Raw genomic sequence first — 15,343 nt, forward strand, 5'->3', positions numbered from 1 at the left:
AGGACAGCGCACACGAGCAAGCGGCGACCGAGCTTGCATGGGTGAGGGCGCTTTGCTTGCGAAGCACTGCTTCGCAAGCGCCCGAACGCACAGCCGCCAGCGGCTGCGCCGGGCCCCGGAGGGGGACTTGCAGCGTCCCCCGAAACCGGACCCACCCCGCCATCCCACGGAATGCACGCTGTTGCTGTTGCGTCTGATGTTGCCGGCCAGCGGCCGGCACTACCGCGGGTGCAGGGCGCAGCCCTGCCGATGCCCCTACCGTACCGGGACGTCGTACGCGGTGCCGGGATCCGGTTCGGGCTGCAGGGTGTAGTGCCACCACTCCTGCGGGTAGTTCGCGAAACCGCGCCGTGCCATTGCCTGCACCAGTTGCCGCCGGTTTGCCTGCTGCGTTTCACTCAGCCCGCTCGTCTGCGTATGCGCACGTGGCCCGAAGAAGTCGAAGTCAGTGCCCATGTCCAACGGCGCACATGCACCGCTGCGGCAATCCAGCAGGCCCAGATCCACCGTGGCACCGCGGCTGTGGCCGGAGCGCTCGGCGATGTAGCCATCGGCCAGCAGGCGCGGCTTGTCCAGGTCCGGATACTGCTGTGCCTTGCGCGAGAGCTCGCGCGGATCGTTCACCCAGGCCATGAAGGCCTGCACCGAACGCACCGGCCGGTAGCAGTCGTAGAGGCGCAGGCCGAAACCATCGGCGCGCAGGTCCTGTTCCACCTCGGCCAGCGCCTTCGCCACCGGCGCCAGCAGGTAGCACGAAGGCGCCTCGTAGCCGGGCACGCGCGCGCCGGTGAAGTTGTTGGCACCCGCATAGCGGATGTCCAGGTCGATGCGCGGCGACAACGTACGGATCTCCACCAGCCCGGCGCTGGCCGCGTCGGTGGCCGGTAAAACGCGCGGCGGCTCAGCGGCGCCGGTGGTCGCCGCCAGGGCAATCGCCAGTACGAGTGAAATGCAGGTCCTGGAAGTCATAGCTGAAGTCGATGTCCGGATCGATGGCGCGCAGGTCCAGTGCCGGTGCCGGGCCCTCGCCCGGCCGCAGCCACGCCTGTGCATCGTCACCCAGCGTATCCCAGCGCAGCAGCCAGCGCCCCTGCAGCTGCAGCACGGCCCCCTGCAGGCGGGGCGACTTGTCCACGCTGAAGCGCAGGCCGTCCTTGCCTGGGCACAGCGATGCGGGCCCCAGCCAGGGATCGCTGTAGCGTCCCTGCCAACGCGGCAGATCGGAAGCCGACGCCTGCCGCGCATCCGACGTCGGCGGCCGCTGGTGCCCGGTTGCCGCACGAGCGGCCTGGTCCGCCTTCAGTTCGGCCAGGTATTCCATCGCCGGGCGCGCATCATCGGGGGCGGTGAAGCGTTTCAGTGCGGCCTGCATCAATGCGGTGCGCGCATCCTCGCCTTCACCGTTGATCAGCATCACCACGCCCACCTTGCGGTCAGGCAACAGCGCCAGCGACGAGTACATGCCCGACAGGGTGCCGGTGTGCGCCACCTTCCACTGCCCATCCATGTCCGACACCCGCCAGCCATAGCCGTAGCCATGGAAATGCGCGTTGTCCCAACGCCGCTGGCGTTCACCCAGCGCCATCGGCATGTGCAGGGTCCACAGCGTACGGCGCTGCTCAGCGTCCAACCAGCCAGGTGCCAGGGCGGGATCGAGCAGCACCTGCATCCAGCGCGTCATGTCGCGGAGCGAACAACGGATGCCGCCGGCCGCCATCGACGGCAGGTCCGGGCTGATCGCTCCATCCGCGTTCACTACCGCGTTGCGATCACCGCGCCAGGCATGCGGCTGCGCCACGTTGCCCACGCGCTTCACCGACCACGCCCCCACCTGGCAGCGCGTCATGCCCAGTGGTTCGAACACCTGCTCGCGCATCAGCTGGTCGTACGGCTTGCCACCGGCTGCCGCCGCCACTTCCCCGGCCACCACGTACATCAGGTTGTCGTAGGCGTAGCGGCTGCGGAAGCTGCTGACCGGTTTCAGGTGCGCCAGCCCCGCGATGATGTCGGCACGGGTGAACGCGTTCGGCTCCGGCCACAGCATCAGGTCACCGGCGCCCAGGCCCAGGCCGCTGTTGTGGATCAGCAGGTCGCGCACCTGCATCTGCTGGCCAACCCATGCATCGTGCATGCGGAAGCCCGGCAGATATTGCTGCACCGGATCCTCCCAGCGCAGCTTGCCCTGCTGCACCAGCCGCGCCAGCAGCGCGGCGGTCATCGCCTTGCTGTTGGAGGCGATCTTGAACAGCGTGTCCTGGTCGATGCGGCCGCCGTCGCCACGCGCGCCTTCGGCGTGGCGATAGACCACCTGCCCGTTGTCGACCACCGCCATGGCCAGCCCGGGCAGGTGCTCGTGCTGGACCACGGCGGCGACGTCGGCATCGAGGGAGGCGATATCGGTCGGCGAAGCGGACGGTGCGGCCAGTGCCGCCGCGACGATCAGCAGGTGGTACATGCGCGCAGCCCCTCCATTGCCCGCGCCGTCACGGTGGGCGGCGCGGATCGTGGCCTCAGAAGTTCCAGGTCACCACCAGCTGTGTATAGCGAGGGGCCTGCCAGCGCGTCCCGGTGGCGAACGTCGCTTCGCGGTACTGGCCGGGCTGCGCTTCATAGCGCTGGTGCACGTTGATGGTCTTCTGGTTGTTGAACAGGTTGTACACCGACAGCCGTGCACTGAGATCGATGCCCTCCACCGGCAAACGCCAGGTCACGTTGGCGCCCATGGTCCAGGTCCACGGCAGGCGACCGAACGCACCGCGTGGGCTGTACTCGAACTGCCGCTGGTTGTACGGGCCGGAACAGTTGGCCACGCACAGCCAGCCGGTACCACCGCCGCTACCCTCGCTGGAAGTACTGCCACCGGCGATGGAATCGTTTGGCCACATCACGCCGTAGGCAGTGATCGGACCACCGGACTGCACCTGCAGCGTGGTACCAAACGACCATTGCTTGTTCAGCGCGTAAGCGGCACGCAGCTTGAACTGGTGGCGGAAGTCGTTGAACAGCACGCCATAGCGCTCGTTGGTGGCCGGATGGTCCCAGAACTGGACCATGCCGGTGTCGCCGTAGTTGGTATCGGAATTCACCGGGCCTTCGAAATTGCCCTCGCTCTTCGACCACAGGTAGGACGCGTTGAACATCCACTTCTCGTCCCAGGCACGGTCGATCTGGAACTCCAGTGCCTTGTAGGTGCGCTTGGGCTTGGAGTAACCGATCACCTCGCCGCTGCCGCCCTTCCGATAGCCGCTGTTGGCGGTGTCAATGGTGATCCAGCCTTCGTTGGCGCAGCCGATGCTCTTGTCGCCCCAGATCGTCAGGCTCTCGCCCGGGTTGGCGATCGGCCACAGCGTGCTGGGGGTCGGGCCGCATGGGGTGTAATTGATGCGGATGTCGTCCAGCGCACGGGTCATACGTCGATAGGTGGCGTTGACGCCCCACGACCATGCCTGGTTGATCATGTTCTGGAAGCCCAGGATGTACTCGTCCTGGTAGACCGCCTTAAGGTCGCGATCCACACTCTGGCGCAGGTCGGCACCGCCGGTGTTCATGCGGGTGTCGGTCGGCCCGATCTGCTGGCCGACGACCGGTGCCATGTACGGTGAGCCGGTCGGCGAGGTTTTCCGCTCCCAGCCATTGAGCACGTAGTAGCTGTACTCGTCGGTCAGGCCACCTGCGAAATTCACGTTGATGTTGTTGGTGACAGGCAGGTAGTAGCGGCCGGCGTTGCCGAACAGCTTGGTGCTGCCATCACCGCGCATGTCCCACGAGAAGCCGACGCGAGGTGCGATCAGGTCATCCATCTTGATGAACGCCTTGCCGGCGGCGGTACGGTTCTCGAAACGGTCCCAGCGCACGCCCAGGTTCAGCATCAGGTTCGGGGTGATGTTCCAGATGTCTTCCACGTACAGCGCATTGGCTTCGGTCTCGAACGTGCCGCCCGACTTGCGGTTGCGCGCACGCAGCATTTCGGTAACGCCAGCCGGTACGTAGGCATTGGCACCGTCCCAGACTTCATCGCCGGGGCGCGCCACGTAGGCGGTGTAGCTCAGTTCGGTCGGGCCGGGGTAGCGGGTGGACTGCTTTGTGGTCATCAGCTCACGGTCGACACCGAAGCGCAGCAGGTGGTCACCCAGCTGCCATTCGAAGTCCAGTCGCGCCACGTCACGGGTATCGTCACGCTCGGCCACTGCCGTGCCCGTGGGGTGGCAGCCTGCGCGCAGGCCCTGCAGCTTGCCCAGGCGCGGGCCGTAGGTACTGTCGGTGAACACGGGGCTGCAGGCCTGATCCAGCGATGAATTGGTGAACGCACGCTGGTTGTTCTGGCCGACCATGGCGCGTGCGGTGAAGTTCTGTCCGAAGTGGCCGGTGTAGGTGGCCGACCAGTTGCGTCCCCCCGTCTCGGTGACCGAATCACCGCCCCATGCACCGAGCTCGTCGGCGTTCCAGTTGTAGCCGTACGACGCATTGGTGACATCGCCCTCATCCGAGAACGCCAGCAGCGCCAGGCTGTGGTTGTCGTTGATGTTCCAGTCCAGCTTGGTGCCCCAGAAGCCGTTGCCGGAATCGTTCTTGAACCAGGTACTGCCATCGGACGAGGTGTTGTGTCCCTTGTCGCTGCGGTCTTCGTACATCGCGAACAGGAACAGCTTGTCCTTAACGATCGGGCCGGAGCCCCACACGTTGGTCTTCAGGAAGGAGTTGTTGTCGCGGCTGCCGTAGGAATGCGGGGTGCCGTCGCGGTGGAAATGATCGCCGCCACTGGCGCGCCACGCACTGGGCTCGGCGGTGACTTCAACACCGCCCTCGAATTCGTTGCTGCCCGAACGGGTCACCGCATTGATCACGCCACCGGTGGAGCGGCCGAACTCGACCGAATAGCCACCGGTCTTGACCTGGAACTCCTTGAAGAAGGCGAACGGCGCGGTGCTGAAGCCGCGACGGGTATACATGTCGGTGACATTCAGGCCATTGATGAAGACCGCATTCTCGGCCACCGATGAACCAGCGAATGACAGACCGCCGAATGACGAGTTGCCGCCGACCACGCCCGGCGCCATCAGCGCGACCGCAGACAGGTCCTGCGCCACCGGCAGCCGCGAGATCTCCTGGCGGTTGATGTTGAAGGATGTCTCGGTGGAGTAGACATCCACGCGGTTGACCACGCGGGTGCCGACCACCTGCAGCGCATCGAGATTGGTGACGCCGCCGCCACTGGCCAGGTTGACCGTGGTGGTACCGCCTACTGCCACACTGACAGCAATCTGATCGCCCAGCTTCTGGCCATCGCGGCTGAGCTGCAGCTGGTAGTCACCTACCGGCAGCTGGCCGAGGCGGTAGCTGCCGTCGGCGCCGACGGTGACGGTACGGGTCAGACCCGTACTGTTGCTGACCACGGTCACCTGGTCGCCTGCGGTTGCACGGCCGGCAACTGCGCCGCTCACGTTCTGTGCCATCGCGATGCCGGGCAGCACTACGCCCAGACACGCCCCAAGGGCGACGCACAACGCCGCCCGCTTGATGCTGTAAGCCTTCATCCCCTGCTCTCTCCTGCAAGAATTGAATGGTGTGGAATGCGGTGTGTCGCGCTAGCGTTGCCTGGCTGGCAGTACCCGCCACCGGAAGTCGTAGCTCCATTGGTCGAAGTACAGGTTGCCGCCTGCCCACTCGGCCTCGCCGCGCTGCGAGTCGACCGTTTCCGAGCGGAAGTGCTGCTTGGCCGGCACGAAGGGCTGGCCGAAATCATCGTTGAAGGCGATGCGGTAGCCGTCGAGGCCACCCAGGTAGAAGTTGCGCAGGGCCGGCACATCGCTGGCCAGTGCGCCGGTGGTCACGTCCATCGGCAGCCAGCCATACGGCGCCAGGTAGACCTGCCCCCAGTCATGCAGGTTGTTGTAGCCGCTGCCATCGCCGGAGAACACCATGCCCGACTGCCAGCGCGCGGGAATGCCGTTCATGCGCAGCAGCGCGATCAGCAGCAGGGTCTGTTGGCCGCAGTCGGCATGGCCGGCATGCAGCGCGTAATCGCTGATGTTGCTGAGCGTGGAGTATTCGCGCGCACCGGCCCAGGGAATGCGATCCACGGCAGCAAACAGCTTGCGCAGCACTTCATACGGACGTGTCTCGCCCTGCAGTACCTGGTCGGAGAACAGCTTCAGCGCGGGAGTGAGCCGCACATGCGGCAGCTGCTCGGCCAGATAGGGCTTCAGTGCCGGGTCGGTCGGAGTCGGCTGTACCTTGGCCGGGTCGATCGCGGTATGCCGGGCGAGGATCGTGACCGCGTAGCGGATCTCGAAGCGCGTCGGCTGCCCAGCCACTGCCTTGGCTTCCAGGTAGGCGGTGCGCTGCAGGGTACTGGCCGGTGCCACCCGCGCCTTGCCCGGGGTGCTGCCCAGCCACTGCACCTGTTCCTGCTGCCCGGGGATCTCGCGCGGGTACGGAATCCACGCGCGGATCGTTTCACCGGCGGGCACCACATCGGATTTCACCGTGAGCGACTGGGTGAATTCGTAGCGCTGCGGCAGTACCGACGCCTGGCCACTCTGTTCGGCCGCGGCAACCACGCCTGCGTGGTGGGCGTTGAGCACTTCGTTGGGGCCCGGAGGCGGCATCGGTGCATCCGTGCGGCGGCGCGCGCGTGCTTCGTCGCTGAGCAGGAACAGGTTCGAGGGTGCGCGCTTGAAGTACCAACGCTCGCCATCGATATCGAGATGCTCGATCAGGCCGAGCTGGTCCCAGCGCGCAAATTCCTCGTCGGTCAGATCGGGAATCCAGCGGCGCACGGCCGCCTTGGCAGCGGCCTCGTCGAGGGAAAAATCCAGGCGGATGCGGCGCATGCGCTCGCGCTGGAAGGTCCCCTCGGTGGTATCGCCTGCCGTTGCCAGCAGCGCTTCGGCATCGCTGAAGCGACCGCTGTCGATCAGGTCGATCACCTGCGTCTGGCGCGCCCGCTGCTGGCTGCTATACCCATCCGTCGCCTGCGTGGCCGACACCCACAGCAGCAGCACGGCACACAGGCCGGCGGCAGGCAGACGCGGTTTGCGAACGGCAGGATCCACAGCGACACTTCCCCAGCGCGGGTGGTAATGGCTGTGTAACACGGGCCGGGATGCCGGTCAATAATTTATTCTTGCTTTCCATGCCGAAAGGAATAAATATTCCAACAGGCATTCGAGGAGGGTGTGCACCGCATGAGCCTGGCTTCCCGCGAACGGCACCGGCATTGGCCGCGCCGCTTGACCCTGGCCCTGTGCCTGCTGGCCGCTCCGGCCTTTGCACAGGCGGCCCCACCGCCCGGCCCGGGTGCGCCGCTGCCCTATGTGATCGGCCTGCACGAGGCCTATCTGACCCCGCAGTACTGGGCCGCGCGCCTGGACAACGCCGATGCGCCGATTCTGGACCGCGCGCAGATCGAGGCACAGAACGCGCGGATGCGGGCGCAGGACAGCCACATCCAGGACATCGCGGCGTTGCCCGCCCAGCTTGATGCGGCGACGGTGCGTACCAGCATCACCGCGCTGTCGAGCTGGCCCACCCGCGCCCTCTACAACGACAAGGGCCAGGCGATCGCACCCGCGCTGCGCAGCGCGATCGAAGCCAACCTCGGACTCGATGCGATTCCCGTCCAGGTGGCACCGGCCTACGGGCTGGTGGTGAAGCGCGCGGCACTGCGTACCTTCCCCACCCGCGAGCGGGTCTTCAGCACTGCCGGTGACACCGACATCGACCGCTTCCAGGAATCGGCACTGTTCCCCGGCGACAAGGTGGCCGTGGTCCATCGCAGTACCGATGGCCGTTGGCTGTTCGTGCACAGCGAGCGCTACAGCGCGTGGATCGAAGCCGACGCCATCGCCGGCGGCGACAAGGCCACGGTGCTCGGCTACGGCGCAAAGGGCCCGTACCGGATCGTCACCGGCGCCACCGCACAGACCGCCTATACCCCGGAGGAGCCGCGCGTCTCGCGCCTGCAGCTGGACATGGGCGTGCGCCTGCCGGTGCTGGCCGACTGGCCCGCTTCAGAACCCGTGAACGGCCAGCAGGCGCACGCCTCGTGGGTGGTGCAGTTGCCGGTGCGCGAAGCCGATGGTCGCCTGAAGCTGGTGCCGGCGCTGCTGCCGCGCTCGCAGGACACCGCCGCCGACTACCTGCCACTGACCCCGCGCCTGCTGCTGCAGCAGGCCTTCAAGTTCCTCGGCGAGCGCTACGGTTGGGGCCACGACTACGACACCCGCGACTGCAGCGGTTTCGTTTCCGAGATCTACCGCAGCTTCGGCGTGCTGCTGCCGCGCAACACCAGTGCACAGGCGGTCAGCCCGGCACTGGATCGCCTGCCGTTCACCGAGAAGGTCGGCAAGGCCGCGCGCGACCGTGCGGTCACCGAACTACAGGTCGGCGACCTGGTCTATATCCCCGGCCACGTAATGATGGCCATCGGCCACGTCGACGGCCGCACCTGGGTGATCCACGATACGGCGGGCGGCAGCTGGTTCGGTGCCGACGGCACGCGCGTGCAGGCCCATCTCAATGGTGTTTCGGTCACGCCGCTGGAGCCGATGATGGCCAGCGACACCGTCCGCTACATCGACCGCATCACCAACATCCAGCGCCTGCGGGCCAAGACTCCCGAATGAAGATCACCGCCATCGAACTGGGCATGCTGCGCGTGCCGTTGAAGACACCGTTCAAGACCGCGCTGCGCACGGTGGAAACCGTGGAAGACGTGGTGGTGCTGATCCGCACCGACACCGGCAACACCGGCTACGGTGAAGCCCCGGCCACTGCGGTGATCACCGGCGATACGCACGGCTCGATCATCGAAGCGATCCGCCACTTCATCGCCCCGCGCCTGATCGGCCAGGACGTGGTCAACCTCAACCATCTGTGCACGCTGGTGCAGACCGCGATGGAGCGCAACACCAGCGCCAAGGCCGCGGTGGAGATCGCCCTGTACGACCTGTGGGCGCAGCTGCACGGCGCCCCGCTGTACCAGATGCTCGGCGGCGGCGACCCGGTGATCACCACCGACATCACCATCAGCGTGGACTACATCGACAAGATGGTGGCCGATTCGTTGTCGGCGATCGAACGCGGCTTCGAGTCGCTGAAGATCAAGGTCGGCAAGGACATCGGCCTGGACATCGAACGGGTCAAGGCGATCCATGCCGCCGTGGAAGGCCGCGCCCTGCTGCGCCTGGATGCCAACCAGGGCTGGACCGCCAAGCAGGCGGTGCATGCGATGCGCACGCTGGAGGAAGCCGGCGTGGTACTGGAGCTGCTGGAGCAGCCGGTGAAGGCCGCGGACATCAGTGGCCTGAAGTACGTCACCGACCGCGTCAACACGCCGGTGATGGCCGACGAAAGCGTGTTCAGCCCCAGCCAGGTGATGGACCTGATCCAGCAGCGCGCGGCCGACATCATCAACATCAAGCTGATGAAGACCGGCGGCCTGTCCAACGCGATCCGCATCGCCGACATCGCCGGCATCTACGGCGTGCCGTGCATGATCGGCTGCATGATCGAATCGAGCATCAGCGTGGCCGCCGCCGTGCACCTGGCCGTGGCCAAGAGTGATGTGATCACCAAGGTCGACCTCGACGGTCCCTCGCTGGGCCAGTTCGACCCGGTCAGCGGCGGCGTGCATTTCAACGAATCGGAGATCAGCATCAGCGACGTGCCGGGGCTGGGCATTACTGAGGTGCGTGGGCTGGAGATGCTGGGGTGATTTCTGCCTTGCGGCTGACGTTGCGTGCCACTGACGTTGGGTCGCGCGTTACTTTTCTTTTCGCGAAAAGAAAAGTAACCAAAAGAAACGCTCCGCCGGCCGCGAGCCGACGTGCTGCGCACGTCGGTGCCCTGCGCTCCTTGGTCCGCCGAGGGACGGCGCGGAACTCGCTGCGCTCGGACACCCGCGCCTCTTCGCCCTCGCCGGACCTGCGGTGCTCGGCTCGCTTGAAGGCGGACTCAACGTCAAAAGCAACAACTGCGCTCCGTAACCTCTTCGAGGCTGGAACCCGCTCGACCCATTCCATGACACGCTCTACGCTGCCAGCCGCAACGCGCCCACACATGCCCGGACACCCCGCATGCCGCCCCTGCTGAAGATCCGCACCGAGCGCGGGCAGATGTCGGCCATCGAGCGCCGCATCGCCGACTTCATCCTCGACAACGCCCACCTGCTGCGCGACTACTCGTCACAGCAGCTGGCCAGTGCGCTCGGCATCAGCCAGTCCAGCGTGGTGAAGTTCAGCCAGAAGCTCGGCTTCAAGGGCTACCCGGACCTGAAGTACTCCATCGGCCAGGATGTCGCCCGTGCTGGCGCCGATCCGCAGCAGGCCCCCAGCGAACCCGACAGTGGCGATGACTACCTGCGCCTGGGCGACGCCCTTCGCCGCAGCAAGGCGCAGGCCGAGGAGGAAACCCGCCAGGCCAACCCACGCGGGGAGATCGAGCGCATCGTGCAGCTGCTCGACGGTGCGCCCAAACTCTTTGTCTACGGCCTGGGTGACGACGGCCTGTTCGCGCGCGAGTTCGCCATGCGGCTGTCGCTGCTCGGGCTGCTGGTGGTACCCCACACCGACCCGATCCTGATGCTGGCCAACCTCTCGGCCGCGCGCCCGGGCGATGCGCTGCTGGTGTTCTCCGAATTCGGCAACCTGCCGCAGCTATCGCAGCTGTCGCGCCAGTTCCAGGACATGGGTGGCAAGATGATTTCCATCACCCGCCATACCGCCAACCCGCTGCGCGCGCATGCTGACGCAGCGCTGGTGGTGTGCGCGCACGATCGCACGCCGCAGGTCGCGCAGCTGCTGTACCGTAGCGCCATGCACGCCCTGCTCGATTTCCTGTTCGTGCTGCTCTGCCACACCAATCCGGACCGCCAGCAGCAGCTTGCGGTGAACTTGGAGCGGATCGACCACCTGCTGGATTCCTGACCGGAGCACCTGTTGATGAAATCGCTGGTTCGCCTCGCTACCGCTGCACTGCTGCTTGCTACGGCGGTGTCCGTTCACGCGGCGCCGCTGGATGGCTCGCGCCAGCTGATCGTGGTCACCAGCGAAGGCTGGGACAGCACCCAGGGGCAACTGCAGGCCTATGTGCGCGACGGCAAGGGCTGGCACCCGCATGGCCAGGCGTTCCCCGTGGCGCTCGGCCGCACCGGCAGTGCCTGGGGCCTGGGCCTGCACCCGGCGCAGGCCGACGGCCCGCAGAAGCAGGAAGGCGATGGCCGCAGCCCGGCCGGCATATTCGCGCTCGGCAGTGCGTTCGGCTATGCCGTCACCCGCCGCGGCACCGCCATGCCCTACCAGCCGATGCTGGACAGCAGCTACTGCATGGACGTGCCCGCCTCGCCGTTCTACAACCGCATCGTTGATGAAAGGAAGGTCGGCAATGCAGCGGTCAAGGGCTCCAGCGAGCCGATGCGGCTGGATCTGCACAACAAGGGCGACGTGCGCTACCGGGAGGGCTTCGTGATCGCCCACAACCCGGACAACCAGCCCGGCAAGGGCAGCTGCATCTTCGCCCATCTGTGGCGCCAGCCCGGCGAGGCCACCGCCGGCTGCACGGCCATGCCGCAGGAACGCATGCAGGCACTGCTGGACTGGCTGCGGCCGCAGGACGCGCCGCGTTTCGTGCTCCTGCCGCGCGCGGAGTACAAGCGCCTGCAGGCGCAGTGGCAACTGCCCGCGCTGGCCGGAGACGTCCGTTGAGCACGCAGGACGAACCGCAGCTGCAGCGCGCGGTCAGCCGCTGGCAGATCGTCGGCCTGTCGATCAACGATGTGATCGGCAGCGGCATCTACCTGCTGCCGGCCGCCACCGTCGCCCTGCTCGGCCCCTTCAGCCTGTGGGGTGTGGTCGCCGCCGGCATCGTCGTGGCCTTGCTGGTGCTGTGCTATGCGCAGGCCGCCAGCTACTTCGATGAACCCGGCGGCAGCTACCTGTATGCACGCGAGGCGTTCGGGCGCTTCGCCGGTTTCGAGATCGGCTGGATGATCTGGCTGACCCGCATCAGCTCGGCGGCCGCACTCAGCAACGCGCTGGCCGATGCCGTCGCGCGTTTCTGGCCGTGGGCCGGTGCCGGCATGGGGCGCATCGCGGTGATCGTGGTGTCGCTGGGCTTCCTGACCGGCGTCAACATCATCGGCGTGCGCTCGGCCGCGCGTACCGGCGTGGTGCTGGTGATCGGCAAGATGCTGCCGCTGCTGCTGTTCGTGGCCATCGGTGCGTTCTACATCGACCCACAGCTGGCCTTCTCCGGCCAGCGTCCGGACCCGCATGACCTGCAGCGCATGGGCGAAGCCGCCTTGCTGCTGCTTTACGCCTACGCGGGCTTCGAGAACATCCCGGCCGCTGCCGGCGAGTACCGCAATCCGCGCCGCGATATTCCGTTCGCCCTGATCACCATGATCATCACCGTCACCGTCATCTACGGCGCGGTGCAGGTGGTGGCACAGGGCACGCTGGCCGGCCTGGCCAGCTCGGCCACGCCGCTGGCCGATGCCGCTGCCGGCTTCGGCGGCGAAGCACTGGCGCTGATCCTGACGGTCGGCGCCACCATCTCCATCCTCGGCACCAACAGCAACACGATGATGATGGGCCCACGCTTCCTGTTCGCACTGGCCCGCGATGGCTATGGGCCGAAGATCCTGGCGCAGGTGCATCCGCGCTTCCACACGCCGGCCGCGTCGATCCTGTGCCAAGGCCTGATCGCGCTGGGCCTGGCCCTGTCCGGTTCGTTCGTGCAGCTGGCCCTGCTGTCGATGACGACGCGCCTGTTCGCCTACATCGGCACTGCAGCAGCAGTCCTTGTACTGGCCAAGCGCTATGCGGACCGGCCGGGCGCACTGAAACTGCCGGGTGGCCCGCTGATTCCGGTACTGGCGCTGCTGCTGTGCCTGGCGCTGTTCGCCAGTGCCAGCTGGCAGAACATCGCTGCTGCGCTGGTGGCGTTCGCCATCGGCGCGGTGATCTACAAGCTGCCGCGAAAAGATGCCGACGCCGGATGACCGGTAGCGCCGGGCCATGCCCGGCGGATTGATCTGGTTATCACGCTGCCGGACCGGGCCGTTAACCGCCACGCAGGCAGGATCAGGCTTCGTCCACAACGGAGCCTTCCATGACCGAGTACCAGATTCCCGGCCGCGTACCGGACGACAGCACGCCGCGCGATGCGGTCAGCAACTACTGGCGCGAGCGCTACACGGCCGAGCCGTACTACGACGACCAGCTGTTCTTCGAGGACTACGAGCCGGCCTACCGCATCGGCCACGCCGCGCGTGCGCAGGACATGATCCGCGCCTACGAACGGGTCGAAGCTGAACTGGAGTCGCGCTGGGCCAGCGAGCGTGGCCGCAGCCGGCTGGAATGGGCGCAGGCACGCAATGCCGTGCGCCGTGGCTGGGACGAAGCGCACCTGGCGGACCCGCTGTTGAAGCGATAGCGCCATGCTTCTGTAGAGCCGATACGCTCGGCTCTCGCACCACGTCTGTAACGTCGAGCCATGCTCGACTGAGCCGAGCATGGCTCGGCTCTACACCGGATCGATCACTCCTGTTCCGGCAGCGGCGGCACGATCGCGCTGTGCTTGCTCCCGCCACCACCGGCGGCGATCAGGTCGCGGGTGTTCTTCTGCACGGCCACCGCGCCGAACAGCGACAGTGCATACGCCATGCCGTAGAAGCCCTTCTCGCTCGGTGCCAGCGTGGCATTCCACAGGCCAACCAGCAGCAGCATCAGCGCCGACAGCAACGCGAACCAGCACAGCGCGTAGTACAGGCCACTCACCGGAATGCCTTCGACGCGGTCGCGCACGCTCTTCTGCAGCGACACCGCCGCGAACAGGCCGAACAGCAGCAGGGTCAGGTAGTAGCCCTTCTCGTTGAGCGCCATCGTGGCGTTGAACAGGCCGATCAGGTAGGCCGCCGCACCCAGCATCAGGGCCACCCAAGAGGCGGCGATGAAGGCGGTGGAGGGCTTGTGGGGCATGGCAGTGTTCATTGCAGGTCCTTGGCAGGCAGACGGGCACGCTTTGCCCGGGCGTGCCCACCCTAGACGATCCCGCCGCGCTCGCACAGGGGGCGCAGGACCTTCGGGCCACGACGCTCACGCTACCAGTGGTATACAAGGGACAGCCCGGCCATCCGCATCCCCGCACTGGAGATACCCATGACCCGCACGCCCCTGCTGCTCGCCCTCGGCCTGGTGCCGATCCTTGCCACCTCCGCCTGCAATGCCGCTGACCCCGCCGCCAACGGCGCCCAGACCGCAGCGTACGCAGCCTCCAGCACTGCCGACCAGCGCCCGTTCACCGCCACCGAAATCAGCCGGTTCGACCAGCCGTGGGCGATGACCTTCCTGCCGGACGGCGGCCTGCTGGTCACCGAAAAGCGCGGCAAGCTGCAGCACCTGGACCTGGCCAGCGGCCAGAAGCATGAGATCACCGGCGTTCCGAAGGTCGCTTACGGCGGCCAGGGCGGCTTCGGTGACGTGATCCTGCACCCGCAATTCGCGAGTAATCACGTGATCTACCTCAGCTACGCCGAGGAAGGCACGCTGGACACCCGCGGTGCTGCCGTGGCCCGGGCCACGCTGGCACTGGATGCCAACGGCGGTGGCCAGCTGAAGGACCTGAAGGTGATCTGGCGGCAGAGCCCCAAGGTCAGCGGTGAGGGTCACTACGGGCATCGCCTCGCCTTCGGCCCGGACGGCAAGCTGTGGATCAGTTCCAGCGAGCGGCAGAAGTTCGATCCGGCCCAGGACATGGGCAGCAACCTCGGCAAGATCATCCGCCTCAACGACGATGGCAGCCTGCCCGCCGACAACCCGTTCGCCTCACAGGGCGGCGTTGCCGCGCAGGTGTGGTCGCTGGGCCACCGCAACATCCTCGGCATGGCCTTTGATGCCAACGGCAAACTGTGGGCGCACGAGATGGGCCCGGCCGGCGGCGACGAGCTGAACCTGATCGTGCGTGGCGCCAACTACGGCTACCCGATCGTTTCCAACGGTGACCATTATGACGGCCGGCCGATTCCCGACCACGACACGCGCCCGGAATTCGCCGCGCCGAAGGTGACCTGGACGCCGGTGATCTCGCCGGCCGGCTTCGTGATCTACAGCGGCAACCTGTTCCCGCAGTGGAAGGGCAGCGGCTTCATCGGTGGCCTGTCGTCGACCTCGCTGGTGCGTGTGGCCTTTGATGGCGACGGCGCGCGCGAAGCTGAGCGCTTCAGCATGGGCGAGCGCATCCGCGAAGTGGAACAGGGTCCGGATGGCGCCCTGTGGCTGCTGGAAGACGGCAGCAAGGCGCGCCTGCTGAAGCTCACCCCGAAGACCTGATGCCCCGGTAG

The 15,343-nt window shown here is 66.7% G+C and carries 12 protein-coding genes; 7 read left to right on the top strand and 5 right to left on the bottom strand.

Features of this window, described 5'->3' with window-relative positions:
* Positions 1 to 255: 255 nt before the first annotated feature.
* Genes N5C25_RS18315 through N5C25_RS18330 form a run of 4 tightly spaced genes read right to left on the bottom strand, consistent with a single transcriptional unit; the run spans position 256 to position 7,055 of the window.
* On the bottom strand, positions 256 to 969 hold the full coding sequence (locus tag N5C25_RS18315) for a M15 family metallopeptidase (protein WP_058981446.1): 714 nt from the start codon (positions 967 to 969) through the stop codon (positions 256 to 258).
* On the bottom strand, positions 902 to 2,455 hold the full coding sequence (locus N5C25_RS18320; RefSeq protein ID WP_279937554.1) for a serine hydrolase: 1,554 nt from the start codon (positions 2,453 to 2,455) through the stop codon (positions 902 to 904). Before N5C25_RS18320 ends, N5C25_RS18315 begins: the two co-directional genes overlap by 68 nt.
* A gap of 55 nt (positions 2,456 to 2,510) precedes the next feature.
* Positions 2,511 to 5,534, bottom strand: a complete 3,024-nt coding sequence (locus tag N5C25_RS18325) for a TonB-dependent receptor (RefSeq protein WP_251103220.1) — start codon at positions 5,532 to 5,534, stop codon at positions 2,511 to 2,513.
* 51 nt (positions 5,535 to 5,585) lie between these two features.
* Positions 5,586 to 7,055, bottom strand: a complete 1,470-nt coding sequence (locus N5C25_RS18330) for a transglutaminase domain-containing protein (RefSeq protein WP_279937556.1) — start codon at positions 7,053 to 7,055, stop codon at positions 5,586 to 5,588.
* A gap of 132 nt (positions 7,056 to 7,187) precedes the next feature.
* Between N5C25_RS18330 and N5C25_RS18335 the strand changes: the two genes are divergently transcribed.
* The 6 genes from N5C25_RS18335 to N5C25_RS18360 all read left to right on the top strand — a co-directional run bounded on the left by N5C25_RS18335 (position 7,188) and on the right by N5C25_RS18360 (position 13,437).
* Positions 7,188 to 8,627 (top strand): SH3 domain-containing protein, encoded by a 1,440-nt coding sequence (locus N5C25_RS18335; RefSeq protein ID WP_279937557.1) that lies wholly within the window; start codon positions 7,188 to 7,190, stop codon positions 8,625 to 8,627.
* The gene (locus N5C25_RS18340; protein WP_005412042.1) at positions 8,624 to 9,718 is read left to right on the top strand and encodes a dipeptide epimerase; all 1,095 of its coding nucleotides are present in this window, start codon (positions 8,624 to 8,626) and stop codon (positions 9,716 to 9,718) included. Before N5C25_RS18335 ends, N5C25_RS18340 begins: the two co-directional genes overlap by 4 nt.
* Positions 9,719 to 10,079: 361 nt before the next feature.
* The gene (locus tag N5C25_RS18345; RefSeq protein WP_058981458.1) at positions 10,080 to 10,928 is read left to right on the top strand and encodes a MurR/RpiR family transcriptional regulator; all 849 of its coding nucleotides are present in this window, start codon (positions 10,080 to 10,082) and stop codon (positions 10,926 to 10,928) included.
* Positions 10,929 to 10,943: 15 nt separating this feature from the next.
* Positions 10,944 to 11,705, top strand: coding sequence for a L,D-transpeptidase family protein (locus tag N5C25_RS18350; RefSeq protein ID WP_279937559.1), 762 nt, complete (start codon positions 10,944 to 10,946; stop codon positions 11,703 to 11,705).
* Positions 11,702 to 13,003 carry an amino acid permease gene (locus N5C25_RS18355; protein ID WP_058981462.1) on the top strand — a complete coding sequence of 434 codons (1,302 nt, stop codon included), beginning with the start codon at positions 11,702 to 11,704 and terminating at the stop codon, positions 13,001 to 13,003. The genes N5C25_RS18350 and N5C25_RS18355 overlap by 4 nt, the downstream gene beginning before the upstream one ends.
* Positions 13,004 to 13,113: 110 nt before the next feature.
* The gene (locus tag N5C25_RS18360) at positions 13,114 to 13,437 is read left to right on the top strand and encodes a hypothetical protein (RefSeq protein WP_279937562.1); all 324 of its coding nucleotides are present in this window, start codon (positions 13,114 to 13,116) and stop codon (positions 13,435 to 13,437) included.
* A gap of 104 nt (positions 13,438 to 13,541) precedes the next feature.
* Here the strand turns inward: N5C25_RS18360 and yiaA are convergent, their stop codons facing one another.
* A complete protein-coding gene (gene yiaA / locus N5C25_RS18365; protein ID WP_058981464.1) occupies positions 13,542 to 13,994 on the bottom strand; it encodes an inner membrane protein YiaA in 453 nt (150 codons plus the stop codon).
* Between the two features lie 168 nt (positions 13,995 to 14,162).
* Between yiaA and N5C25_RS18370 the strand changes: the two genes are divergently transcribed.
* A complete protein-coding gene (locus N5C25_RS18370; protein WP_279937563.1) occupies positions 14,163 to 15,332 on the top strand; it encodes a PQQ-dependent sugar dehydrogenase in 1,170 nt (389 codons plus the stop codon).
* Positions 15,333 to 15,343: the final 11 nt, after the last annotated feature.

Source organism: Stenotrophomonas sp. GD03958 (assembly GCF_029839005.1).
GTDB classification, from domain to species: Bacteria; Pseudomonadota; Gammaproteobacteria; order Xanthomonadales; family Xanthomonadaceae; genus Stenotrophomonas; species Stenotrophomonas hibiscicola.

Coding starts and splice junctions, on each gene's coding strand:
- N5C25_RS18335 (WP_279937557.1), top strand. CDS start 7,188: ATGAGCCTGGCTTCCCGCGAACGGCACCGGCATTGGCCGCGCCGCTTG.
- N5C25_RS18320 (WP_279937554.1), bottom strand. CDS start 2,455: ATGTACCACCTGCTGATCGTCGCGGCGGCACTGGCCGCACCGTCCGCT.
- N5C25_RS18350 (WP_279937559.1), top strand. CDS start 10,944: ATGAAATCGCTGGTTCGCCTCGCTACCGCTGCACTGCTGCTTGCTACG.
- N5C25_RS18370 (WP_279937563.1), top strand. CDS start 14,163: ATGACCCGCACGCCCCTGCTGCTCGCCCTCGGCCTGGTGCCGATCCTT.
- N5C25_RS18360 (WP_279937562.1), top strand. CDS start 13,114: ATGACCGAGTACCAGATTCCCGGCCGCGTACCGGACGACAGCACGCCG.
- yiaA (WP_058981464.1), bottom strand. CDS start 13,994: ATGAACACTGCCATGCCCCACAAGCCCTCCACCGCCTTCATCGCCGCC.
- N5C25_RS18345 (WP_058981458.1), top strand. CDS start 10,080: ATGCCGCCCCTGCTGAAGATCCGCACCGAGCGCGGGCAGATGTCGGCC.
- N5C25_RS18325 (WP_251103220.1), bottom strand. CDS start 5,534: ATGAAGGCTTACAGCATCAAGCGGGCGGCGTTGTGCGTCGCCCTTGGG.
- N5C25_RS18315 (WP_058981446.1), bottom strand. CDS start 969: ATGACTTCCAGGACCTGCATTTCACTCGTACTGGCGATTGCCCTGGCG.
- N5C25_RS18340 (WP_005412042.1), top strand. CDS start 8,624: ATGAAGATCACCGCCATCGAACTGGGCATGCTGCGCGTGCCGTTGAAG.